Source organism: Streptococcus sp. 3613, assembly GCF_013277375.1.
Classification (GTDB): Bacteria; Bacillota; Bacilli; order Lactobacillales; family Streptococcaceae; genus Streptococcus; species Streptococcus pseudopneumoniae.
Genome location: NZ_VMMV01000018.1, coordinates 24156 through 48507, shown reverse-complemented (window position 1 = coordinate 48507; position 24352 = coordinate 24156). Strand labels below are relative to the sequence as shown.

Here is a 24352-nt window from a genome sequence, read left to right as displayed (position 1 = left end):
TGTACCATTTTTATCTACTTTATAGAAGAAAAATATCAAATGGAATTTTCTTTCTTAGACTCTTTTATCTCTAATAAACTTTCTCCAAAAATCAGCAGACCTTCTAAAATTTCATAATCTTTCTTATTTCGGACATCAAATACAAGCTCCATTGATCCCTTATTCTCAGCGATGCCTGCTTTTAAGTTCGTTGCGGATAAAGATTTAAAATAATCTTGAGCTAAAAACAGTCGTTGAGTGACTTTTTCAAATTGAATTGTAATTTTATTATCTTTTCTTTCCACACGTTGAACAAAGACCTTGTCCAAATATGACTTGACTAAACCAATCTCTAAAAGATAAGCAACTACATCTGGGTATTCTCCAAAACGGTCTATCAACTCCTCTTGTAACTCTTCATAATTGACACGGCTGTCAATTTGACGAATTTTCTTGTAAATTTCAATCTTATGTCGTTGGTCAGAAATATAAGTATCAGGAAGATAGGCATCAATTTGCAAAATCAACTCAGCATTCCCTTTGGTTCTTGTGTTAGCGTTAGCATTACCGTTTCGTTTAGCAATAGCTTCCTCTAGTAACTGTGAATACAATTCAAAACCAACAGAATCAATGAAACCAGACTGGGATTTTCCTAGGAGATTCCCTGCTCCACGAATCGAAAGATCTCGCATAGCAATCTTAAATCCAGAGCCCAATTCTGTAAATCCTTTGATTGCCTCTAATCTCTTTTCAGAGACTTCACTGATTGATTTTTCTGGACGATACATGAGATAGGCATAAGCAATACGATTACTACGACCGACTCTTCCTCTTAACTGATACAAGGTTGACAAACCCATATGGTCCGCATTTTCAATAAACAAAGTATTGGCATTTGGAATGTCCACCCCTGTCTCAATAATGGTAGTCGTCACCAAGATATCGTATTGTCCCTCAATAAAGTCTAGTAGAGTATTTTCCAACTGGATTTCACTCATTCTACCATGAACATAACCAATCGAAGCCTCTGGAATCAACTCCTGTAATTCTGAAACCTTCTGGTCAATCGTGTCAACTTTGTTGTAAAGGTAGTAAACTTGACCTCCACGCTCCATTTCACGCAAAACAGCATCACGAATGACACTATCATTCTTTTCCAAAACATATGTCTGAACAGGATAACGATTAGTCGGCGGAGTTTCAATAACAGACAAATCTCTGATTCCCAACATAGACATATGGAGGGTACGAGGGATTGGAGTAGCGGTCAAAGTTAGGACATCCACTTGTTTCTTCAACTCTTTCAAGGTTTCCTTGTGCTTGACACCAAATCGTTGTTCTTCATCAATAATCATCAAGCCCAAATCAGCAAACACAACATCTTTTGACAAAACACGATGGGTTCCAATCAAAATATCAACTTGACCGTTTTTTAATTTTTCAAGTGTTTCAGTCTGCTCTTTTTTACTTCTAAAGCGACTCAATACATCAATATTAACTGCAAAATTTTGGAATCGTTCCTTAAAATTTGTATAGTGCTGTTGCGCTAAAACCGTCGTCGGAACTAAGACGACAGCCTGTTTGTGATCATTGACTGCCTTAAAGGCTGCACGCATAGCAACTTCAGTCTTTCCAAAACCAACATCCCCAACTAAAAGTCTATCCATTGGCTGAGAAGCCTGCATATCTCTCTTGATTTCCTCAATACTACGAAGTTGATCATCCGTTTCAACATAAGGGAAAGCATCATCAAAGGCATCTTGATCTTCATTATCAGCTGAAAAAGCAAAACCCTTCAACTGGTTACGTTCAGAGTAGAGTTTAATTAAATCGTCAGCTATATCCTCTACCTGGTTCTTAACCTTTTGCTTGGCCTTTTTAAAATGACCGTCATTTAATTTATTGAGCTTTGGAGCTTTCCCATCACTTGAAACATATTTAGACAGTAGATGAATCTGTTCTACTGGGATAGAGATTTGATCCCCGTTTTGGTATTGAACACTAACATAATCACGGTGAATCCCCTTGATTTCAATTGTTTCAATTCCTAGATATTGACCAATCCCATGAATATGGTGAACAACGTAATCTCCTTTTTCAAGTTCATTGTAATCTTTTAATCTCTCTGCGTTTGAAACATGCTGTCTTCGAAAACGACGTTTCAATTTCTTTTGAAAAATCTCATGTTCAGTTATCAATAAAATCTTTTCATCTACAAAATGAAAACCATGTCTTAGGTTACTCTCAATTAAGTTTACAGATTGTTGATAGATTCTTGACTTATCTCTGGAATCCAATTTAATCTGATATTCCTCTAACATATCCTCCAATGTTTTACTTCCCATTGAATTGCTAGATTGCAGGATAATAGTGTAATCCATTTTTTTGTATCGTTCAATTTCTTCTTTTAAAAAAGAAAATTGATTGAAAAACTCCTGCATAGGATATTGATTAAATTGATAAATTTGGTCAAACTTGAGATTTCCTAGTCCCTTTTGAAGATTAGAGAAAAAAGTCACCGGACTTTGTTTTTTATAGATTTGTTCAATATCAGCAAAATACTGCATATCAGAAAATGCTTTACTATTCTGTAATTCTTCTGTAAAGTACTGCGCTAATTCTCTTTCAAAGACTTCATACTGATTCATCAATTTTTGATAATCATCAAAGAATATTGGTATGTTTTTTTCAATATAATCAAATACAGTCCATGTCTTATCATAGCATAAAGATAAAAATTTCCGTGAATCAGAATGCATTTGTTTTTGGTGAAAACTTGAAAGAATTTCTTCTAAGTATGATTTTAAAATAGGTGATAACGTTTTTGAAATCTGTTTTTCTAAAGCTGACTGACCTCGTTGATAATCATTTTCTCTCAAAAGTATGTCGCTAGCTGGAAAGATTGTGAGTTCTGTCTTATTTTCTTTCGATAATTGTGTTTCTACTTCAAATGACCTGATACCATCAATTTCATCACCAAAAAACTCAATTCGGCAAGGTTCTAACTGGGATATTTCAAAAATATCTAAAATATCTCCTCGCAGACTAAATTCGCCTTGAGTTTGTACTTGTGTAACTTTTCGATAGCCAATTTCCTTTAACTGATGGATAAGCGCGTGTTGATCATATTCTTCACCAAGTGAGATTTTTACAATACTATCTTTGAATACATTGGGAGACGGTAAAATCAATCGACTTGCTGCGATATTACAAACTAAAATCCCTCTCTTAGATGAATCAGTCAAAAAACGCAAGGCTTCAACCCGTGAAATGATTTTTTCTTGTGAAGACATCAAAAACTCCACCATAGGAGTATCATCTACCAAAAATGGATAGACAAGTTCCTCACCCAAGATAGATAGAAGATCACTAACAAGTCCTTCTGCTTCTCCATAAGTTGACGTCAACAATACAATCTTATCTTCTTTTTCTAAACTGCTTGCAATTGCAAGAGACTTAGTAGACGTTGATAAACCAAGTATCAGTTGTCTTTTCTTATCTGTTAAATTTTGATGCCATTTTTTGATCTGATTATTTTCTGAGAATAAATCTAATAAGGTCACCATTTATCCATTATACCTCTGCATTGTTTTCTCAAAATTTTTCTCTTGTAAATAGTAGTTTACAGAATCGTCAACCTTGTCAATAGACTGTAAAATACCGATATAATCATCCCTGTCAAAGGTACTCAAAACATGGTGAACAACTGACATACCATTTTTAGGTCTCCCAATTCCAATCTTAACACGGTTAAAGACCTGAGTTCCAATATGTTGAATAATAGACTTAATACCATTGTGACCACCTGCTGAGCCCTTTGCTCTTAAACGAATCTTTCCAACTTCCATGTCAAGGTCATCGTAAATGATAAGTAAATCTTCAATATCCAAACCATAGTAAGTCAATAAAGCATGAACTGCTTTTCCACTTTCATTCATAAAGGTCGTTGGTTTAACCAGATAAATTTTTTCTCCATTGAAGAAAAAGGATGCTAGGTCTGCTTGAAATATCTTATCGTGTGTAAAAGTGACATTTTGTTTTTTCGCTAGTTGGTCAATCAACATGAAACCAACATTGTGTTTTGTTTCAAAATATTTATCCCCTGGATTTCCCAAGCCTACAAGTAATTTGGTCATTTATTTTTCCTTTCAAAAGCCAAAAGGGTTGGAATTTTTTTCCAACCTAATTGACACCATTTATTAATTTTTTAGACATTAAAGCGGAATTCCATGATATCGCCATCTTGAACGATATATTCTTTTCCTTCTTCACGCAAGCGTCCAGCTTCTTTTACGGCCTTTTCAGATCCGTATTTCACTAAATCCTCATATGACATGGTTACTGCACGAATAAATCCTTTTTCAAAGTCTGAGTGGATAATCCCAGCTGCTTGAGGAGCCTTCATACTACGTTTGAAAGTCCAAGCGCGAACTTCTTTTTCACCAGCTGTGAAGTAAGTTCCCAATCCAAGCAAGTGGTAAGCTGCACGCGTCAACTTATCTACACCTGATTCTGTCAAACCAATGGCTTCAAGAAACTCTTTTTTATCTTCATCGTCCAATTCAGAAATTTCTTCCTCAGCACGCGCAGAAATGACGACTACTTCAGCATTTTCTGTCGCTGCAAATTCACGAATTTGTTTGACATAGTTGATAGAGTCAGGTTCTGAAACCACATCCTCGTCAACATTAGCAACATAGAGCACTGGTTTAGTCGTCAAAAGGAAAAGACCTTTTACAACCTTTTGTTCCTCATCTGTAAATTCAATAGTTCGAGCTGATTTCCCATCTTCAAGGACTGGTTTAATCTTTTGAAGAACATTAAACTCAGCTACTGATTCTTTATCTTTTTGCGTACGTGCCATCTTTTCTACACGCGCATATCGTTTGTTCACCGATTCTAAGTCAGCAAGAATCAATTCTAGGTTAATGGTGTCAATATCGGCAAGTGGATCTACAAAGGCGTCTTCACGTCCTTGCTCGCGCATCACATTTTCATCATCAAAAGCACGAACTACGTGAACAATCGCATCTACTTCACGAATATTGGCCAAGAATTTATTCCCTAGCCCTTCTCCTTTTGAAGCTCCTTTTACAATCCCTGCAATATCTGTAAATTCAAATGTTGTTGGCACTGTCTTTTTAGGAGTAATCATTTCAGTTAGTTTTTGTAGGCGTTCATCTGGAACTTCAACCATTCCAACGTTTGGATCAATCGTCGCAAATGGGTAGTTTGCTGCCTCTGCTCCTGCTTTTGTAATTGCATTAAATAGTGTTGATTTACCAACGTTTGGCAAACCAACGATACCTGCTGTCAAAGCCATATTTCTCATTCTCCGTTTTCATTTCAATCCCTAATATTATAACACAAAAAGGGAAAACTTGCTAACCCTCTAACTAAGGGTTCTCAGTCAATAATTTTATTCATTTTTCGATCAAAATCATAGCGTCCCATCATGACAACATGGTCACAATTACTGCATTTGATTTTGATATCTGCTCCTACACGTGTAATTTCCCAACGATTAGCTTTTTTTCCTGTTGACTTGATGGTGCAAGCATGTGGTTTTTTCATTTCAACAAAATTTCCAACTTGATACATACTATTCTCCTTTTCTTTTTCGATTATATCATAAAAGAGGCGAGCTAAGCTCAACCTCTTTCACTTAATTTGTACGAACTGGTGTAATGAGCTGCATGAAGTCTTCGTCAGTATCTGCTGGCACAAGAGTAAATGGACGAACAGCTGAGATAAAGCTAATGGTAACCTTTTCGCTATTTAAAGCTTTAAGAGAATCAATTAAGTAAGTTGGGTTGAAACTAATGGTCAAATCTTCACCAGTAACCTGATCAGTATCGATTTCTTCGTTTACTTTACCAACTTCTGGAGAGTGAACATGGGCGCTAACAATACCACCTTTAATTTCAAGTTTCACAGTACCATTTTGAGTCGCACTTGATAAAAGACGAGCACGCTCCATTGACTGGCGTAAGTTTACCACATCAAAAGTAATAGTAGTGTTAAAGTCTGTTGGAATCAAGCGATCTGTATCAGGATAGTTTCCTTCTAGGAGACGAGTATAGAAGCTAATATTTTCGCTTCTAAAGAGGATTTGGTTATTGGCAAAGAAAATCTCTACAGTTTCGATATCATCTGTAAATACCACTGAAAATTCGCGTAGAGAACGGCTAGGAATCACGACATCAAAATCATCACTATTTTTCTCAAGCATTAATTTTTTCTGGCTTAGACGATGAGAGTCTGTTGCCACTGTTTTTAGCTCCTTATGCTGACTCAATACAAAATGAACACCTGTTAAAATTGGACGACTTTCTTGTGTACTTGCAGCAAAAGCTGTTTCATTGATAATTTTCTTGAGCAATTTTGTTTCAAGAACCAAAGGAGTGCTTGCTGAAATTTCTTGGATTCGTGGATACTGTTCACTATCTTTTCCTTTTAAGGTAATTTCTGATTTGCCGCTGGTTAAAACAATTTGATTTTGTTCAATTTCTTTAAAATCAAGAGTTACATCAGGTAGGCTAGATACCACATTGATAAAGAAAGAAGCTTCAAGAAGGATCGAACCTAAAGAAGTAATTAATAGACCAGCATCTTCATTTTTTTGAGAAATAAAATTTTCAATTGAAATTTGACCATTTGAACCAATTAAAGTAACACCTTCATTGGTCACGTCAATTTTGACAGTTGATAAAATAGGAATGGCATTTTTAGAACTAATAGCTCTTTTAGTTGTATTTAAGGCTTGTAGAAATAAATTTTTATTAATTGAAAAATGAATCATGGATTCTCCTTTATTTATTTTTAGTATTAGAAGGATAATAGTAATAATAGAGTCTGTGAAATCTGTGGAAAACAGACTTTAAACAAGTCATATCAAGTTTTTTGGCTTGTTTAAAAAATGTGGATAAAAAAGATAATAAAGTAAAAGTTATCCACAACTTATTTGATTTTCTTTTTGATTGATTCAATTTCTAAGCGTAAATTATCGTCTTCATCAATCAAAGATTTAATTTTAGCATGGGCATGAATAACTGTTGTATGATCTTTTCCACCAAATTCCTTCCCAATTTTTGGAAGACTATTATCTGTTAGTTCTCTAGATAAATACATGGCTACTTGACGGGCTAACACAATGTTTTGAAGGCGTCTGCTTCCCTTCATTTCTTTGACACTAACTCCATAGAAGTTACCAACTTCATTTTGGATTTTGTCAATTGGGATGACGAGCATTTGGCTAACATCTTGTTTTCGAGCTCTAATAGCTTCTGCAGCAATATCAATAGTGATATCCTTGATATTTTTTACTCTGGCAATTAAAGTGATGTCGTTTATGGCTCCCTCAAGATCTCGAACATTTGAATCAAATTGCCCAGCTAGGTATTCTAGAGTATCACTTTGGAAATTGTAGCCTAAATGTTCCGTTTTACTTTGTAAAATGGCAATGCGTGTTTCAAAGTCAGGGGGTGTGATAGTTTGTGTCAATCCCCAACTAAAGCGCGTGACAAGCCTCTCCTCGAGCCCTTCTAAATGTTTTGGACTACGATCACTGGTTAGGACAATCTGTTTTTGCTTGTCATGAAGGGCGTTAAAGGTATTGAAAAATTCTTCCTGAGTTGCGACTTTTTTTCCGCTGAGTGACTGGATATCATCGATTAACAAAAGATCAAGACTACGATAGGTTTTTTTAAATTTTTCCATTTCCCCAAGTCTTAGGTGATCAAGAAAGTCATTAATAAAGCTTTCAGCAGGTATGTATTTGACACGTGCATTTGGAATATTTTTTAGAATTTCATTTCCAATAGCGTTTAATAAGTGAGTCTTACCAAGGCCTGGTCCTCCATAGATAAAAAGAGGGTTATAGGTCAGAGCCAAATCTTCAGAGACAGCTAAAGCGGCTGATACAGCCCAAACATTTCCATCCCCTTGAATAAAGTTATCAAAGGTATACTTTTCTTTTAATCCCGTATCTGAATAAGGAATAGATACTAACTTTGGACTATAGTCATAAAGAGTTAAATTTGTAGCTTCTTCAACTTGTGAGCTAGTCGTATCTTGAGGTTTGGTGAAAATATAGTGGGGAGTTATTTCAGCGTCATAAATTTCAAAACCAGCTACTACAATAATATCTTTTAGTTGTTTTTCCCAGACCATTTCCATTTCAGAGCGAGGTAGAAATATAGTGGCAACATTTTCCTCTACCTTGATGAGTTCAGCTTGAATAGCATAGAAATCATACATGGATCGAGTCAGTCTTTCTTGTGCAAATTCTAATATACGATTCCAAAATTGTTTTTCTTTCAATCTTTTCTCCTCCTTTACTATTTAAAAGTTTAATACTAGAGATATTTTACCATAGATAGCAAGAATTTTCCACAAGCTGTGAAAAATAATCCACAATGTTACCAAACTTTATCCACAGGTTGGGGATAAAAGAAAAAATTATTGATTTATTAAGCTTTTTATCGAAAAACATAGTGGATAACCTTGTGAGATAAAAAAATAAAAGAACAGCCTTATTTCAGGCTGTTGATAATTCTACTATATTCTTCTTGATTTGAAAAAGAAATAATGATTTTTCCACTGTCTTTTTTAGATAGTTTAATTTCTACATCTAATCCGAGTAGTTTTCTTAACTGTTTTTCTTCATTTTGTATGAAATGATTCGTTTTTTGCTGTTTCTTTTGTTTTTTCTCTGTCAGAAGAGCTTCTAACTTCCTTACAGAAATATCTTCTTCTATAATCCGTTGAAAGAAATAGTCTTGTTGTTCCTTATTTAACCCAACTAGGGAACGCGCATGGGCTTGTGATAGTTTGCCATTTTCTACTTCTGAGAGAATCTGTTCTGGCAAGGAAAGTAAACGAATGGAGTTGCTGATATATGGACGAGACTTGCCCATTTTATCTGCAATTTCAGCATGGGTGAATCCTTTCTCTACGAGAGATTCATAGGCGCGTGCTTCTTCTATTGGGTTTAAATTTTCTCTCTGTAAATTTTCAATAATGGACTGAACCATCATCTCTTGGTCTGAAATCTGTTTAACAACAGCTGGGATAGACCGTAGACCAGCTAAAAGTGAAGCCCGATAGCGTCTCTCTCCTGCAAGGATTTCATAACCAATAACAGGAGATTGACGAACAATAATCGGTTGAATGACCCCATTTTCTTTGATAGACTGTGCTAGTTCATCTAGTTTTTCTCTATCAAATTCTTTTCGGGGTTGATAGGGATTTTTTTGTATATCTGTGATAGAAATCATCTCAAATTTTTCCATGATTCTACACTAACACATCTTTTCTCTTATGTAAAGCTTTCTTTACATAGATGTCAATTAAGATTCTAAATCACCTGAACTCTTGTCAAGTTTAATAGATGTAGTTTCTTCTTTACCGTTGCGATAGTAAGTGATCTTAATGGTGTCTCCGATAGAATGATTGTAAAGAGCACTTTGTAAGTCTGTTGATGAAGCAATCTCTTTGTCATCTACTTTTGTAATTACATCGTATTTTTCAAGGTGACCATTGGCAGGCATATTACTTTGTATCGAACGAACAACTACACCAGATGTAACATTACTTGGAATATTGAGTCTTCTGATGTCGCTTGTACTCACATTAGATAAATTAACCATCTGGATTCCCAAAGCTGGACGCGTCACTTTTCCGTTTTTTTCTAACTGTTCAATAATATTGATAGCATCATTTGCAGGGATTGCAAAACCAAGACCTTCTACAGATGTTCCTCCATTTGTGGCAATTTTACTTGAGGTAATTCCGATAACCTGTCCTTGGATATTGATCAGTGGGCCACCAGAGTTACCTGGATTAATAGCAGTATCAGTTTGGATGGCTTTTGTAGAAATGGCTTGTCCATCTTCAGATTTTAAAGATACATTTCGATTAAGACTAGATACGATACCTTGAGTGACAGTATTTGCATATTCAGAACCTAACGGACTACCAATGGCAATAGCAGTTTCTCCTACGGTTAACTTGCTAGAATCACCAAACTCAGCTACTGTTGTCACTTTTTCTGAAGAGATTTTGACGACAGCAATATCAGAGAAAGTATCCGCTCCGACAATTTCTCCAGGTACTTTAGTCCCATCTGATAATCGAATATCTACTTTGCTAGCGCCATTTATAACGTGATTGTTGGTGACGATGTAAGCTTCTTTATCATTCTTTTTATAAATAACGCCAGATCCCTCACTAGAGATTTGCTGAGAATCTGTATCAGTCTCATCATTGCCAAATACGCTATTTTGTCTATTTGCTGAATAAGTAATAACGGATACAACGGCATCTTTTACTTTATTAACAGCCTGTGTTGTTGAATTTTCGTTCTTATAGGCAGTTTGTGTAATAGTACTATTGTTGTTAGAGTTGTTTACACTACTTTTTTGAGTTAGTTGAGTTATTGAAAAACTACCCAAGGCTCCACTAAAAAAGCTAATGACGATAACGACTAATAATTGAAACCATTTTTTGTAAAATGTTTTTAGATGTTTCATATTTGCCTCCATATGTTTGAATTACTGAAAGTATAAACTGACTAGCTTAATTATAACTTAAACACAAAAGTTTTACACAAACTGTGGATAACTCTTTTGAAGCTGTGATTTTCTTAATTGAAATCTATTTTTTATTTTGTGAATAAGATGTGAAAAAATAGAGAATATGTTAGAATAGAGTCATGAAAATTAAAGTTGTAACAGTTGGGAAACTGAAAGAAAAGTATTTAAAAGATGGTATCGCAGAGTATTCAAAACGAATTTCTAGATTTGCTAAGTTTGAAATGATTGAGTTATCAGATGAAAAAACACCAGATAAGGCCAGTGAATCAGAAAATCAAAAGATTTTAGAAATAGAAGGTCAGAGAATTTTATCAAAAGTTGCTGACCGTGATTTTGTTATTGCATTAGCTATTGAAGGGAAAATGTTCTCTTCAGAAGAATTTAGTAAGCAGTTAGAAGAAGCTTCTATAAAAGGATTTTCTACTCTTACCTTTATTATTGGGGGAAGTTTAGGATTGTCATCAGCTGTAAAAAATAGAGCCAATCTTTCTGTCAGTTTTGGTCGCCTAACCTTGCCCCATCAGTTAATGAGACTAGTTCTTGTTGAACAAATCTATCGCGCTTTTACGATTCAGCAGGGATCACCCTATCATAAATAAATTGACTTTTAATTGAATTTTTGGTAGAATAATTGTGTTAGGTCTCATAGCTCAGCTGGATAGAGCATTCGCCTTCTAAGCGAACGGTCGCAGGTTCGAATCCTGCTGGGATCAATATAATAGCAAAGCTGGGAATTTTCCCGGCTTTTTTCTTAAAAAAGTACACTTTGGGAGAAAAAAATGACAGTTGAGAGAATTTTATCTAAAACGAAATTCCATTTTGTATAATGGTTTTTGTAAGTTAGCTTACAAGAAAAAACATTTTAGGAGATTTTATTATGAAAAACACAGTTAAATTGGAACAGTTTGTAGCCTTGAAGGAAAAAGACTTGCAAAAGATTAAAGGTGGGGAAATGAGACTTCCAAAAATCCTCCGTGATTTTATTTTCCCAAGAAAAAAGTAATAAAATAAGGGGAAAGAGTAATGAATTTATTTGGATTTGGGACAGTTATTGGTCATTTTTTAATTATTAGTCACAGTTACCGTTTAATTTGTAAAGGTCAAATAAAATCAAAGGAACTATATTTTTTTGGTCTCTATACATTACTAGTAGAAGCAGTACTTGAACTTTCCTTTTATCTTCTATATTTAGATGAAATAGTGATTGAAAGATTTTTATTTCCTTTGGGCCTATATTCCTATTTTCGATGGATTAAACAGTATGAGAGGGATAGAGGACTATTCCTAAGTTTACTACTATCTCTTTTATATGAGAGCACTCATAACTTTCTGTCCGTAACTTTCTCTTCTATAACAGGAGACAATTTTGTTTCACAATATCATGCCCCATTCTTTTTCGTTGTAACGGTGTTGACCTATTTTGTTGTCTTAAAAATCATTCATTATTTCCATTTGGAACTAGCCTATTTTGACAAAGACTACCTCTATCCTTTCTTGAAAAAAGTATTTTTTGCCTTACTACTGCTCCATATTGTATCTTTCGTTTCAGATATGGTAAGTACGGTTAAACATTTGAATAGTTTTGGAAGTATTTTGTCATCTATTGTTTTTATCTCGTTACTTTTGACCTTCTTTGCAATGAATTCGCATAAAGAACAAATGGAAAAAGAGATTGCTTTGAAGCAGAAGAAATTTGAACAGAAACATTTACAAAACTATACAGACGAAATTGTCGGACTGTATAATGAAATCCGTGGTTTTCGACATGACTATGCTGGAATGCTTGTCAGCATGCAGATGGCAATTGACAGTGGTGATTTACAAGAAATTGACAGAGTTTACAATGAAGTTTTGGTCAAAGCTAATCACAAACTGCGTTCAGATAAGTACACTTACTTTGATTTGAACAACATAGAAGATTCAGCTTTACGAAGTTTGGTTGCTCAGTCCATTGTCTATGCTCGAAATAATGGTGTAGAGTTTACACTGGAAGTAAAAGATACGATTACCAAGCTCCCAATTGAACTATTGGATTTGGTTCGTATTATGAGTGTTTTATTGAACAATGCTGTCGAAGGATCGGCTGATAGTTATAAAAAGCAGATGGAAGTAGCAGTTATTAAGATGGAAACTGAAACAGTGATTGTGATTCAGAATTCATGTAAAATGACGATGACTCCTTCAGGAAATCTATTTGCCTTAGGATTCTCCACTAAGGGAAGAAATCGCGGAGTCGGATTAAATAATGTGAAGGAACTACTAGATAAGTACAACAATATTATTTTAGAAACAGAGATGGAAGGCAGTACATTTAGACAAATCATTAGATGTAAGAGGGAATTTGAATGAAAGTTTTAATTTTAGAAGATGTTATTGAACATCAAGTGAGACTAGAGAGAATATTGGATGAAATTTCGAAAGAATCGAATATTCCAATATCATACAAGACAACGGGAAAAGTCCGTGAATTTGAAGAATACATTGAAAACGATGAAGTAAATCAGCTTTATTTCCTAGATATTGATATTCATGGAATTGAGAAAAAGGGATTTGAAGTGGCTCAGCTCATTCGTCATTACAATCCTTACGCTATTATCGTCTTTATCACCAGTCGATCAGAGTTTGCGACTCTAACCTATAAATACCAGGTATCAGCCCTAGATTTTGTTGATAAGGATATCAACGATGAGATGTTTAAGAAGAGAATTGAGCAAAATATCTTTTACACGAAGAGTATGTTACTTGAAAATGAAGATGTGGTGGATTATTTTGACTACAATTACAAGGGAAATGATTTAAAAATCCCTTACCATGATATTTTGTATATTGAAACGACAGGAGTCTCTCATAAATTACGTATTATTGGTAAGAATTTTGCCAAAGAGTTTTACGGTACTATGACAGATATTCAGGAAAAGGACAAACATACTCAGCGATTTTATTCTCCTCATAAGTCATTTTTGGTAAATATAGGCAATATTAGAGAGATTGATCGAAAAAATCTAGAAATTGTTTTCTATGAAGATCATCGTTGTCCTATTTCAAGATTAAAAATTAGAAAATTAAAAGATATTTTAGAGAAAAAATCTCAAAAGTGATTGACAATTAGCAAGAAATTGATATAATGGTTATATCTGCTACAGATAGAAGGTCCGTTGGTCAAGGGGTTAAGACACCGCCTTTTCACGGCGGTAACACGGGTTCGAATCCCGTACGGACTATTTTATCCGCCATAGCTCAGTTGGTAGTAGCGCATGACTGTTAATCATGATGTCGTAGGTTCGAGTCCTACTGGCGGAGTATAGATAAAAGGGAACACAGCTGTGTTCCTCTTTTTGTATCAATTTGTATCACCAAGCATTTTCATAAGGAAGTTTGTTATTTCTTGAGAACTTTCTTTTTTTCCATGTGCAATCCAAGTTTGGCAGACACCAAAAAGTGCATGAGTTAGATAGATGCTACTATATTCTAATTCAGTGGTATTTAGATTCAGTTGCATAAATCGCTTTTGTAAATCTGTACTGAGCATGATATGAAGTTTATTTCGTAAGAAATTTTGGATTTCTTTAGTCCCATTTTCAGAAAGAAGGGCAGCCAGAAGTGGTTCTGACTCTAGATATTCAAAAACTTCTAAAATAGCGTCTCTTTTGTGATGAGCATGTTTTTGAAAAATATATTCAAATGTATGAAATAGCTTGCTTTGATAGTGCTCAATCATATCATACTTATCCTTATAGTGCGTATAGAAGCTGGAACGGCTAATTCTGGCTTTTTCTACTAACTTGACAGTAGAAATTTGATCAAATGGCTGTTCCATCAGTAATTGTACCATAGCATTTTCAATAGTTCGCTTTGTTTTTAAGCGTTTGTTACTTTCTTTCATATTTCCTCCTTATAAACAAATTAGACTATATGTCTAAAAATAGATTTTTTATCTTGTAATTTAGATTTTTTAATGTATAATCTATTATATCAAAATTTTAGACAATATGTTTAAAAAAGGAGAAACTATGTTTAAAGAATGGAAATCAATTTTTAAAAAACCAACCTTTATTATTGTCATGATCGGGATTTCTCTTATTCCAGCTCTGTACAATATCATATTTTTGTCATCAATGTGGGACCCATATGAGCAATTGTCTGACTTACCCGTGGCAGTTGTAAATAATGATAAAGAGGCTTCCTATAATGGTAATACTATGGCAATAGAAAAAGACATGGTGTCCAATTTAAAAGAAAATAAAACCTTGGATTTTCATTTTGTAAATGAAGAGGAAGGAAAGAAGGGATTGGAATATGGCGATTACTATATGGTAGTGACTTTACCAAGTGATTTATCTGAAAAAGCAGCTTCTATTTTAACGGACCATCCAGAGCAAATGCAAATTGATTATCAGACTTCAAGTGGTCATAGCTTTATTGCCAGCAAGATGAGTGATTCTGCTATGACACAATTAAAGCAGAATGTTTCTACCAATGTAACCAAGACCTATACTAAAGCTTTATTTAACAAAATGGTCGATTTAAAGGATGGCATGAGTCAAGCAGTTTCTGGTATTGAAAAATTAACTGATGGAGCGAATCAGTTAGTGACAGGAAGTCAAACATTAACTACTAACCTACACTCTTTAGCAGCTTCAAGTTTAACATTTTCAAATGGAACGGAGCAGTTTACTAAAGGATTATCCTCTTATGTCTCTGGTGTTGAACAACTTCATCTTGGCTTAGGAAATTTTAATAGTGGTTTAGTTACATATACTGGTGCAGTGAGTCAATTAGATAGCGGATTAGGTCAATTAGCTTCTAAAAATCCTGAATTAGTGAGGGGAATTAATCAATTATATATTGGTGTAGAATCTTATACTGGCGGTGTTTATCAGCTCAATACTGGTCTTAATCAATTCTCATCTGGTGTTAGTGCCTATACAAATGGAGTGGGAAGTCTTGCCACAGGTGCTAATCAGTTATCCAATCAATCAGCTACACTTCGAATAGGTGTGGAGCAATTAAGTGAAGGAATTCAACAACTTTCTAGCAAGTTAGATGCTTCGTCCGAGCAAAAAGATCAAATTAATCAATTATCCTCTGGTCTGAATCAGTTAAATCAAGCTATTCAAAATATTGATATTGGAGATACAAAACAATTAGATTCTGTTTTATCAAGTATAGTATCTCTTTCTAATCAAATGTTAGCAAGTGCTCAGTCTGATAAAGCGACTACATTAGCTAATATTCAATCGACAGGAGCTTATCAATCATTGACAAGTGAGCAACAAGCTGAGATAAGTTCTTCTGTATCTCAAAATTCGACTGATAGTATTCAATCGGCTCAGTCAATAATAGCTTTAGTACAAGGTTTACAGGGAAGTTTGGAAAACTTACAAAATCAATCTTCAAATCTTTCGACATTAAAAAATTAAGCTAATCAAGTATTACCGCTTGCTTCTACTTCTTTGACAGGATTGTCAAGTGGATTAACAGAAATACAGGGAGCAGTGACGAGTAAATTAGTTCCTGCTAGTCAGTCGATTGCATCAGGTGTAAACGCATATACTGCAGGTGTTGATAAAGTTTCTCAAGGTGCAAGTCAACTAAGTGAAAAGAATTCCACCTTGACAGGTAGTTTGGATCAACTAGTTTCAGGCTCAAACACCTTGACACAAAAATCTTCTATCTTGACAGCAGGAGTTAGTCAATTAGTTGAAAAAACTCCAGAATTAGTATCTGGTATTGAAAAATTATCAACTGGCTCTAACCAATTGAATCAAAAGAGTCAAGAATTGATAGCAGGAGTTGATAAATTGCAGTCAGGATCTAGCCGACTAGCTGACAAATCCAGTCAGTTAATTTCAGGTGCTTCTCGATTAGAAAGTGGAGCTAATAAATTGGCAGATGGATCTGGGAAACTTGCAGAAGGTGGAACAAAGTTAACTTCTGGATTGGAAGATTTACAGTCAGGAGTTGCTTCTTTGGGACAAGGATTAGGTAATGCTAGTGATCAACTCAAGTCAGCATCAACAGAATCTAAAAATGCAGAGATTTTGTCAAATCCTCTCAGTCTCTCCAAAACTGACAATGACCAAGTTCCTGTAAATGGAATTGCAATGGCTCCGTATATGATATCAGTTGTTCTTTTTGTTGCAGCAATATCAACGAATATGATCTTTACGAAGTTGCCTTCAGGATGTCATCCGGAGAGCCGTTGGGCTTGGTTGAAATCTCGAGCTGAAATAAATGGTATTATAGCTGTTTTAGCAGGGATTTTGGTATATGGAGGAGTTCATCTTATTGGTCTAACTGCTAATCATGAAATGAAAACATTTATTCTCATCATATTAACAAGTTTAGTATTCATGTCCATGGTGACCTCTTTAACAACATGGAATAGCCGTATAGGAGCTTTCTTTTCTCTTATTTTGCTTTTATTACAGTTAGCATCAAGTGCAGGTACTTACCCACTTGCTTTGACAAATGATTTCTTTAGAGCTATTAATCTCTGTTTACCAATGAGTTATTCAGTTTCGGGATTACGACAAACAATCTCTATGACAGGAAATATTCATTATCAAGTCATTTTCCTTGCTGTCATACTAGCTCTATTTACTGGTTTAGGTATACTAGCCTATCAACCTAAGAAAATGGAAGAAGATTAAAAAAATCGACCGATTAACTGGTCGATTTTTTATGCCTTAGATGACTTTCGTCTGTGATTATAGATTCCAAATAGTAAGAGAGAAGTAAAGGAACAGATTGCTCCAGTAATAAAACCATTGGGAATGAAGGAAAGTGTAATAGTTCCTTTCCCCTTGGGAATGTCAACTTTCATAAATCCAGTTTGAGCTTGTTTAATTTCTATTTTCTTACCATCTTGGTAGGCAGACCAACCTTTGTCATAAGGAATGGTGAAGAAAATAGATGTATCTTGTTGGACATCATATGTAGCAAAAACCTTGTTTTTAGAAGTTGATACTGTGACAGGTTGTTCTTTAATTTTTTGAATTGCCTCGGTGAAAGTTTTGGTATCTAAACGATAGAAGGTAGGAGATTCAAATGATACTTGTGAATTTCCAGGGAAACTAACATTGATATTGAAAGTTTTTTTCTCTTTAGTATAGCCTAGATTAAAGAAGGAGAAGACATTATCAGTTGTAAAAGTCTTTTTTTCACCATTTACAAGGATGTCAACCTTCTTTTGTTTATCGTTAGAAAAGTGAAGGTTTATGAAAGAGAGATAAACTTGGCTGTTTTCTGGAACTTCAATTTGATACTGGATTGCTGCATCTTCATTTGAAGAACTTGTGACACTAATCAAATCATTAGTATTTTCTATTTTTTCTGTTTTTTCATAAGGTATTGGAGAAAAATAATCAAAATTGACGTTAGCAAGTTGATTTAAAAATGAGGCCTGATTATCCAAGGTATGTTCATTGAACTTGACATCATTGTAAACAGATTGACTAGCAACTGCAATCGGAAGAGAGTATTGATTTTCATATAGGGTAAGATTATCTTTTTGATAGATATCTTTAAAGCCATACTTATCGATAGGACTGTCTGAGATATTGTACTGGATACCAAATAAACTATCAGCCAAAATACTATTATTTGCATATCGGAGATTGAGATTAGTCCCAGAGGATTTAAAACCAAGTTTATCTAAAGTAGAGCTTGATGAACGATTTCGAACAGATGAAAATTGAGAGATTCCATTGTAGTTGAATTTCATACTGTCATTTCCTGTCTGAGTTTGTAGTTTTTCAGTACGAGTAAATTGATTTCCAATATATGTTGAGAAAGATTCCATAGCTGGGATATCTCGACTATAAGCACTTCGAGAAGCAAATCCCCATTCCTTAGCAATTCCGTCCATTTGAGATGAAGCATTTAAACTCATTTCAACCAGTATAAATAAAGAGATTAGAATGGCAAATAGATTCACAGATATAAACTTTTTGATAACTGCAAGGAGTAAAAGAGAATAGACAACCAAAAATTCAAGAGTAAGCAGAATATTCAAATCTGTTAAAAAAGAATAATGCGATTTTAGATAGATGGTAGCTAAAAATCCTGCTACTACAAGAAAAAGCGAAACTAAAAAATTCCAGACTTTAAGTTCTTTCAGACGCTTTAAGACTTCTGCTGCTGTGTAAATTAACAAGGTAGAGAAAATCCAAGCATAGCGATGTAAAAACATGTTTGGAGTATGCATGCCTTGCCAAAATAAGTCAAGAGCTTCTATGTAAAAGCTTGCAATTAGAAATGCAAAGAATATTACATATATGAGTTTCACGTGAAACTTAATAGATTTCAGCGTAAAAAATAAAATGGTCAAAATAAAGGGAAGTAGTCCAACAAAAATCATTGGGATGGCCCCATACTTTGTTGTGTCAAAGGAACCAATGAATTGCTTAGCAAAGAGATCAAGATACCAGCTACTTTCAGTTTGAAACTTTGTAACTTCAGTCAATTTTTCCCCATGTGTCTGTAAATCAAATAGAGTGGGAAGAGTCATAATCAAACTAGCCATACCAGCTAAAAAGGAGATAACTATGAAATCAAGAACAGATGATTTTCGAGTCTTAAAGTCCCACGAAATTTGACAGAGATACCAGAAAATAAGAAACAATACTGTCATATATCCAAAATAATAATTTTGAATAAATAAGATTGACAGACTTGTAAAGTACAATAGGAGTTTCTTTTCAGTTATCAGTAGATGTAAACCAGTTATAATTAAAGGAATCAAGATAAAAACATCTAGCCAGGTTTTTATCTCTAATTGACTGACAGTGAAACTCATCAGAGCATAGGAAGTAGATAAGGCTAGTTTTAAAGTCTGAGGGATAGATTGAAACAATTTATTCAAACTAAAAAAGGTTGACAGACCAATCAATCCAAATTTTAAGAGAGTGGTCAGATAGACAGCATCTGGCATATTCGTTAGATCAAAAAAGTAAACTAGAGGCGCGAGAAAACTACCCAAGTAATAACTAGATAGGGCATAGAAGTTTAGCCCTAGACCACTTGTAAAGGTGTAAAACAGACTACTATTTCCATGTAGGATATTTCGTAAGGCTACATCAAAAATAACGTATTGATGAAAGCCATCTCCTAATAGAGGAGAGTTGTCGCTATTCCAGTAGATACCTTGAGATAGATATACTCCAGACATAATCACTACAGGAATGATGAAAGAAATAAAATAGATTCGATATGTTTTTAAAAATGATTTCATGTTACCTCGTAGAATGATAGAAAACTCAGCTGGTTAACCCAACTGAGTTTTGAATTTTTTTAGTCTTTCCAAAGTTCTTTAACTTTTGCTTGTACTTCTGCATTTTCTAGGAATTCATCATAGGTTTCATCGATACGGTCAATGACGCCATTTTTAGACAAGACAATGATATGGTTAGCTAGAGTTTGAATAAACTCGTGGTCATGGCTGGCAAAGATGATTGATTCTTTAAAGTTTTTCAATCCATCATTCAAGCTTGAGATAGATTCCAAGTCCAAGTGATTTGTTGGATCATCAAGTACAATGACATTTGATTTTAAAAGCATGAGTTTTGAAAGCATGACACGAACTTTTTCTCCCCCTGACAAGACATTTACAGGTTTGTTAACCTCATCTCCAGAGAAGAGCATACGGCCGAGGAAGCCACGTAGGAAAGTATTGTCATCTTCTTCTTTACTTGCGAATTGACGCAACCAGTCAAGGATTGACTCTCCTCCTGCAAAATCTGCCGAGTTATCTTTTGGCAAGTAAGAACGGCTAGTAGTTACTCCCCACTTGACAGTTCCTTCATAGTCAATGTCCCCCATGATTGCACGAATTAATGCAGTCGTTTGGATGTCATTTTGACCAATAAGCGCTGTCTTATCACCTGGACGCAAGATAAAACTGATATTATCTAAAATAGTCTCACCATCAATCTTTACAGTTAGATTTTCTACTGTCAGGAGATCATTACCTATTTCACGCTCCGCTTTAAAGTTAATAAATGGATATTTACGACTAGATGGTACAATCTCTTCTAGTTCAATCTTATCAAGCATTTTCTTACGTGATGTTGCTTGTCTTGATTTAGAAGCATTAGCAGAGAAACGAGCAACGAATTCTTGCAATTGTTTAATTTTTTCTTCTGCTTTAGCATTACGGTCTGCTAGCAATTTAGCAGCGAGTTCAGAAGATTCCTTCCAGAAGTCGTAGTTTCCGACATAGAGTTTGATTTTTCCAAAGTCAAGGTCGGCCATGTGAGTACATACTTTGTTTAAGAAGTGACGGTCGTGGGATACTACGATAACTGTGTTATCAAAGTCAATCAAGAAGTCTTCTAACCATGTAATTGATTGGATGTCTAAACCGTTGGTAGGCTCGTCCAAGAGAAGAACATCTGGTTTACCAAAAAGTGCTTTGGCAAGGAGAACCTTTACTTTCTCACCGTTGGCCAATTCGCTCATGTTTTGGTAGTGTAATTCTTCTGGAATGTTTAGGTTTTGAAGGAGTTGAGAGGCTTCGCTTTCTGCTTCCCAGCCTCCAAGCTCAGCAAACTCTCCTTCGAGTTCGGCAGCACGAACCCCGTCCTCGTCTGAGAAATCTTCCTTCATGTAGATAGCATCTTTCTCTTTCATGATGCTATAAAGTTTTTCATTTCCCATGATAACAACATCAATGGCACGTTCATCTTCATAGTCAAAGTGATTTTGACGAAGAACAGAGAGACGTTCATCTGGACCAAGAGAGATGTGACCAGTAGTAGGTTCGATATCTCCGGCTAAAATTTTTAAAAAGGTTGATTTTCCGGCACCATTAGCACCGATTAATCCGTAAGTATTTCCTTCTGTAAATTTGATATTGACATCATCAAAAAGTTTGCGATCACTAAAACGTAGTGAAACATCAGATACTGTAAGCAATGTTTTTCTCCTATATGTGTAATATATTTATTCTACTAGAAAATACGGAAATATTCAAATTTTTATCTGTCAATTTTGTGTAAATTAATTTTACAGCATACTTTACACAAATCCGTGAATAGTAAGGTTGATTTATTTTGATAAATTGCGGTTATTTCATTAAAAAAATGCTATAATTGAAGGGACTATATCGAAGGAGAACAAAATGACTAAACCCATTATTTTAACAGGAGACCGTCCAACAGGAAAATTGCATATTGGACATTATGTTGGAAGTCTCAAAAATCGAGTATTATTACAGGAAGAGGATAAGTATGATATGTTTGTGTTCTTGGCTGACCAACAAGCCTTGACAGATCATGCCAAAGATCCTCAAACCATTGTAGAGTCTATCGGAAATGTGGCTTTGGATTATCTTGCAGTTGGATTGGATCCAAGTAAATCAACTATCTTTATTCAAAGCCAGATTCCAGAGCTGGCTGAGTTGTCTATGTATTATATGAATCTGGTTTCATTAGCACGTCTGGAGCGTAATCCAACTGTCAAGACAGAAATTGCTCAGAAAGGATTTGGAGAAAGCATTCCGACAGGATTCTTGGTCTATCCAATAGCTCAAGCAGCTGACATCACAGCTTTCAAGGCTAACTATGTTCCTGTTGGGACAGATCAGAAACCAATGATTGAGCAAACTCGTGAAATTGTTCGTTCTTTTAACAATGCATATAACTGTGATGTCTTGGTAGAACCGGAAGGTATTTATCCAGAAAATGAGAGAGCAGGGCGTTTGCCTGGTTTAGATGGGAATGCTAAAATGTCTAAATCACTCAATAACGGTATTTATTTAGCTGATGATGCGGATACTTTGCGTAAAAAAGTAATGAGTATGTATACAGACCCAGATCATATCCGCGTTGAGGATCCAGGTAAAATTGAAGGAAATATGGTTTTCCATTATCTAGATGTTTTTGGTCGCCCAGAAGATGCTCAAGAAATTGCTGAAATGAAAGAACATTATCAACGAGGTGGTCTTGGTGATGTGAAGACCAAGCGTTATCTACTTGAAATATTAGAACGTGAACTGGGTCCTATTCGTGAGCGCCGTATCGAATTTGCTAAGGATATGGGAGAAGTTTATAATATGCTTCAAAAAGGTAGTGAAAGAGCGCGTGAAGTTGCAGGTCAAACCCTATCTGAGGTTAAAGGAGCAATGGGACTTCATTACTTTAACTAAGTTTATTTTACAAGAAACTATCATTTCTATCTCGAAGAAAAGATAGTTTTTTATTTACCCCTGTAACATTTGACAAATTTTTATAGAATGGTATGATAGATACAATATAAAAAGAGTCAAGCTCAAAAAGAAAGAAAAGAGGAAACTTCGAATGTCTAATTGGGACACTAAATTTTTGAAAAAAGGTTTTACCTTTGATGATGTATTACTTATTCCAGCTGAAAGTCATGTGTTGCCTAACGATGCAGATTTAACAACTAAATTGGCAGATAATCTGACTTTAAATATCCCAATTATTACCGCTGCCATGGACACAGTTACAGAGAGTCAAATGGCTATTGCTATTGCTCGTGCAGGCGGTCTCGGAGTTATCCATAAAAACATGTCAATTGCTCAACAAGCAGACGAGGTTCGTAAGGTAAAACGTTCTGAAAATGGAGTTATTATTGATCCGTTCTTCTTGACACCTGAACATACAATTGCTGAAGCAGATGAGCTTATGGGTCGTTACCGCATCAGTGGTGTTCCAGTTGTTGAAACACTTGAAAATCGTAAATTGGTTGGTATTTTGACAAACCGAGATCTTCGTTTTATTTCAGATTATAACCAACCAATCTCAAACCATATGACTAGTGAAAATCTTGTTACTGCTCCTGTGGGTACAGACCTTGCAACAGCTGAGAATATTCTTCAAGAACACCGTATTGAAAAACTTCCGTTGGTAGATGAAGAAGGTCGTCTTTCTGGCTTGATTACTATCAAAGATATTGAAAAAGTTATTGAGTTTCCAAATGCTGCTAAAGATGAGTTTGGTCGTCTTCTAGTTGCAGGTGCAGTAGGTGTTACTTCAGATACATTTGAACGTGCAGAGGCTCTTTTTGAGGCAGGAGCGGATGCGATTGTTATTGATACTGCACATGGTCATTCTGCAGGTGTCTTGCGTAAAATTGCTGAGATTCGTGCTCACTTCCCAGATCGTACTTTGATTGCTGGAAATATTGCTACTGCTGAAGGAGCGCGCGCACTTTACGAAGCAGGTGTGGACGTTGTCAAGGTTGGGATTGGACCAGGTTCTATCTGTACTACTCGTGTGATTGCTGGTGTTGGTGTTCCGCAAGTAACAGCTATCTACGATGCTGCAGCTGTTGCGCGTGAATATGGAAAAACGATTATTGCTGACGGTGGAATCAAGTATTCTGGAGATATTGTAAAAGCCCTTGCTGCAGGTGGAAATGCAGTTATGCTTGGATCAATGTTTGCTGGAACTGATGAAGCTCCAGGCGAAACTGAAATCTTCCAAGGACGTAAGTTTAAGACTTACCGTGGTATGGGATCAATTGCTGCTATGAAGAAAGGTTCAAGCGATCGTTACTTCCAAGGTTCTGTCAATGAAGCAAACAAACTTGTTCCAGAAGGAATTGAAGGTCGTGTTGCTTATAAAGGTGCTGCAGCTGATATTGTCTTCCAAATGATTGGTGGTATTCGCTCTGGTATGGGTTACTGTGGTGCAGCTAACCTTAAAGAACTACACGATAATGCTCAATTTATTGAAATGTCTGGTGCTGGTTTGAAAGAAAGCCATCCTCATGATGTACAAATTACGAATGAGGCACCAAATTATTCTATGTAA

Annotated in this window: 17 protein-coding genes, 3 tRNA genes and 1 pseudogene; 10 read left to right on the top strand and 11 right to left on the bottom strand. The window is 35.3% G+C overall.

The features are described from left to right. Nucleotides 1–35: 35 nt before the first annotated feature. The 8 genes from mfd to HT708_RS02010 all read right to left on the bottom strand — a co-directional run bounded on the left by mfd (nucleotide 36) and on the right by HT708_RS02010 (nucleotide 10511). Nucleotides 36–3545 carry a transcription-repair coupling factor gene (gene mfd / locus HT708_RS02045; protein WP_023936245.1) on the bottom strand — a complete coding sequence of 1170 codons (3510 nt, stop codon included), beginning with the start codon at nucleotides 3543–3545 and terminating at the stop codon, nucleotides 36–38. Next, on the bottom strand, nucleotides 3546–4115 hold the full coding sequence (pth, locus tag HT708_RS02040; protein ID WP_000163917.1) for an aminoacyl-tRNA hydrolase: 570 nt from the start codon (nucleotides 4113–4115) through the stop codon (nucleotides 3546–3548). 71 nt (nucleotides 4116–4186) lie between these two features. Further along, a complete protein-coding gene (gene ychF, locus HT708_RS02035) occupies nucleotides 4187–5302 on the bottom strand; it encodes a redox-regulated ATPase YchF (RefSeq protein WP_001218715.1) in 1116 nt (371 codons plus the stop codon). A gap of 83 nt (nucleotides 5303–5385) precedes the next feature. Continuing rightward, nucleotides 5386–5580 (bottom strand): DUF951 family protein, encoded by a 195-nt coding sequence (locus tag HT708_RS02030; protein ID WP_000285186.1) that lies wholly within the window; start codon nucleotides 5578–5580, stop codon nucleotides 5386–5388. Nucleotides 5581–5644: 64 nt separating this feature from the next. Next, nucleotides 5645–6781, bottom strand: coding sequence for a DNA polymerase III subunit beta (gene dnaN, locus HT708_RS02025; RefSeq protein ID WP_023940601.1), 1137 nt, complete (start codon nucleotides 6779–6781; stop codon nucleotides 5645–5647). A gap of 158 nt (nucleotides 6782–6939) precedes the next feature. Continuing rightward, on the bottom strand, nucleotides 6940–8301 hold the full coding sequence (gene dnaA, locus HT708_RS02020) for a chromosomal replication initiator protein DnaA (RefSeq protein WP_023936251.1): 1362 nt from the start codon (nucleotides 8299–8301) through the stop codon (nucleotides 6940–6942). 212 nt (nucleotides 8302–8513) lie between these two features. Continuing rightward, complete coding sequence (locus tag HT708_RS02015) at nucleotides 8514–9272, bottom strand: ParB/RepB/Spo0J family partition protein (RefSeq protein WP_000410378.1); 759 nt, start codon at nucleotides 9270–9272, stop codon at nucleotides 8514–8516. A 57-nt stretch (nucleotides 9273–9329) separates the two neighbouring features. Then, complete coding sequence (locus HT708_RS02010; protein WP_000681604.1) at nucleotides 9330–10511, bottom strand: S1C family serine protease; 1182 nt, start codon at nucleotides 10509–10511, stop codon at nucleotides 9330–9332. A 182-nt stretch (nucleotides 10512–10693) separates the two neighbouring features. Here HT708_RS02010 and rlmH point away from each other — a divergent pair, with 182 nt between their 5' ends. The 7 genes from rlmH to HT708_RS01975 all read left to right on the top strand — a co-directional run bounded on the left by rlmH (nucleotide 10694) and on the right by HT708_RS01975 (nucleotide 13874). Next, complete coding sequence (rlmH, locus tag HT708_RS02005; RefSeq protein WP_000695932.1) at nucleotides 10694–11173, top strand: 23S rRNA (pseudouridine(1915)-N(3))-methyltransferase RlmH; 480 nt, start codon at nucleotides 10694–10696, stop codon at nucleotides 11171–11173. Between the two features lie 40 nt (nucleotides 11174–11213). Further along, nucleotides 11214–11287: transfer RNA gene (locus tag HT708_RS02000), tRNA-Arg, on the top strand. A gap of 164 nt (nucleotides 11288–11451) precedes the next feature. After that, on the top strand, nucleotides 11452–11577 hold the full coding sequence (comC, locus tag HT708_RS01995; RefSeq protein ID WP_000799687.1) for a competence-stimulating peptide ComC: 126 nt from the start codon (nucleotides 11452–11454) through the stop codon (nucleotides 11575–11577). A 20-nt stretch (nucleotides 11578–11597) separates the two neighbouring features. Further along, nucleotides 11598–12923 (top strand): competence system sensor histidine kinase ComD, encoded by a 1326-nt coding sequence (comD, locus tag HT708_RS01990; protein WP_001048117.1) that lies wholly within the window; start codon nucleotides 11598–11600, stop codon nucleotides 12921–12923. Continuing rightward, nucleotides 12920–13672: a competence system response regulator transcription factor ComE gene (gene comE, locus HT708_RS01985; protein ID WP_000866065.1), complete on the top strand. Its 753-nt coding sequence runs from the start codon at nucleotides 12920–12922 to the stop codon at nucleotides 13670–13672. The genes comD and comE overlap by 4 nt, the downstream gene beginning before the upstream one ends. A gap of 51 nt (nucleotides 13673–13723) precedes the next feature. Then, nucleotides 13724–13795: transfer RNA gene (locus tag HT708_RS01980), tRNA-Glu, on the top strand. A gap of 5 nt (nucleotides 13796–13800) precedes the next feature. Then, nucleotides 13801–13874 (top strand) — tRNA-Asn (locus HT708_RS01975). A 40-nt stretch (nucleotides 13875–13914) separates the two neighbouring features. Here the strand turns inward: HT708_RS01975 and HT708_RS01970 are convergent. Beyond that, nucleotides 13915–14457, bottom strand: a complete 543-nt coding sequence (locus HT708_RS01970) for a TetR-like C-terminal domain-containing protein (RefSeq protein WP_119919413.1) — start codon at nucleotides 14455–14457, stop codon at nucleotides 13915–13917. Nucleotides 14458–14584: 127 nt separating this feature from the next. Between HT708_RS01970 and HT708_RS01965 the strand changes: the two are divergent. After that, nucleotides 14585–17227: pseudogene (locus HT708_RS01965) on the top strand (YhgE/Pip domain-containing protein). 29 nt (nucleotides 17228–17256) lie between these two features. On the opposite strand, the gene HT708_RS01960 reads toward HT708_RS01965, so the two are convergent. Together HT708_RS01960 and HT708_RS01955 are read right to left on the bottom strand one after the other, a co-directional pair. Then, nucleotides 17257–19809 (bottom strand): YfhO family protein, encoded by a 2553-nt coding sequence (locus tag HT708_RS01960; RefSeq protein ID WP_016397294.1) that lies wholly within the window; start codon nucleotides 19807–19809, stop codon nucleotides 17257–17259. 59 nt (nucleotides 19810–19868) lie between these two features. Further along, a complete protein-coding gene (locus tag HT708_RS01955) occupies nucleotides 19869–21491 on the bottom strand; it encodes an ATP-binding cassette domain-containing protein (RefSeq protein WP_172925908.1) in 1623 nt (540 codons plus the stop codon). Nucleotides 21492–21696: 205 nt separating this feature from the next. On the opposite strand from HT708_RS01955, the gene trpS reads away from it, so the two are divergent. Then, a complete protein-coding gene (gene trpS / locus HT708_RS01950) occupies nucleotides 21697–22722 on the top strand; it encodes a tryptophan--tRNA ligase (protein ID WP_000165458.1) in 1026 nt (341 codons plus the stop codon). Between the two features lie 151 nt (nucleotides 22723–22873). After that, the gene (gene guaB / locus HT708_RS01945) at nucleotides 22874–24352 is read left to right on the top strand and encodes an IMP dehydrogenase (protein ID WP_000073412.1); all 1479 of its coding nucleotides are present in this window, start codon (nucleotides 22874–22876) and stop codon (nucleotides 24350–24352) included.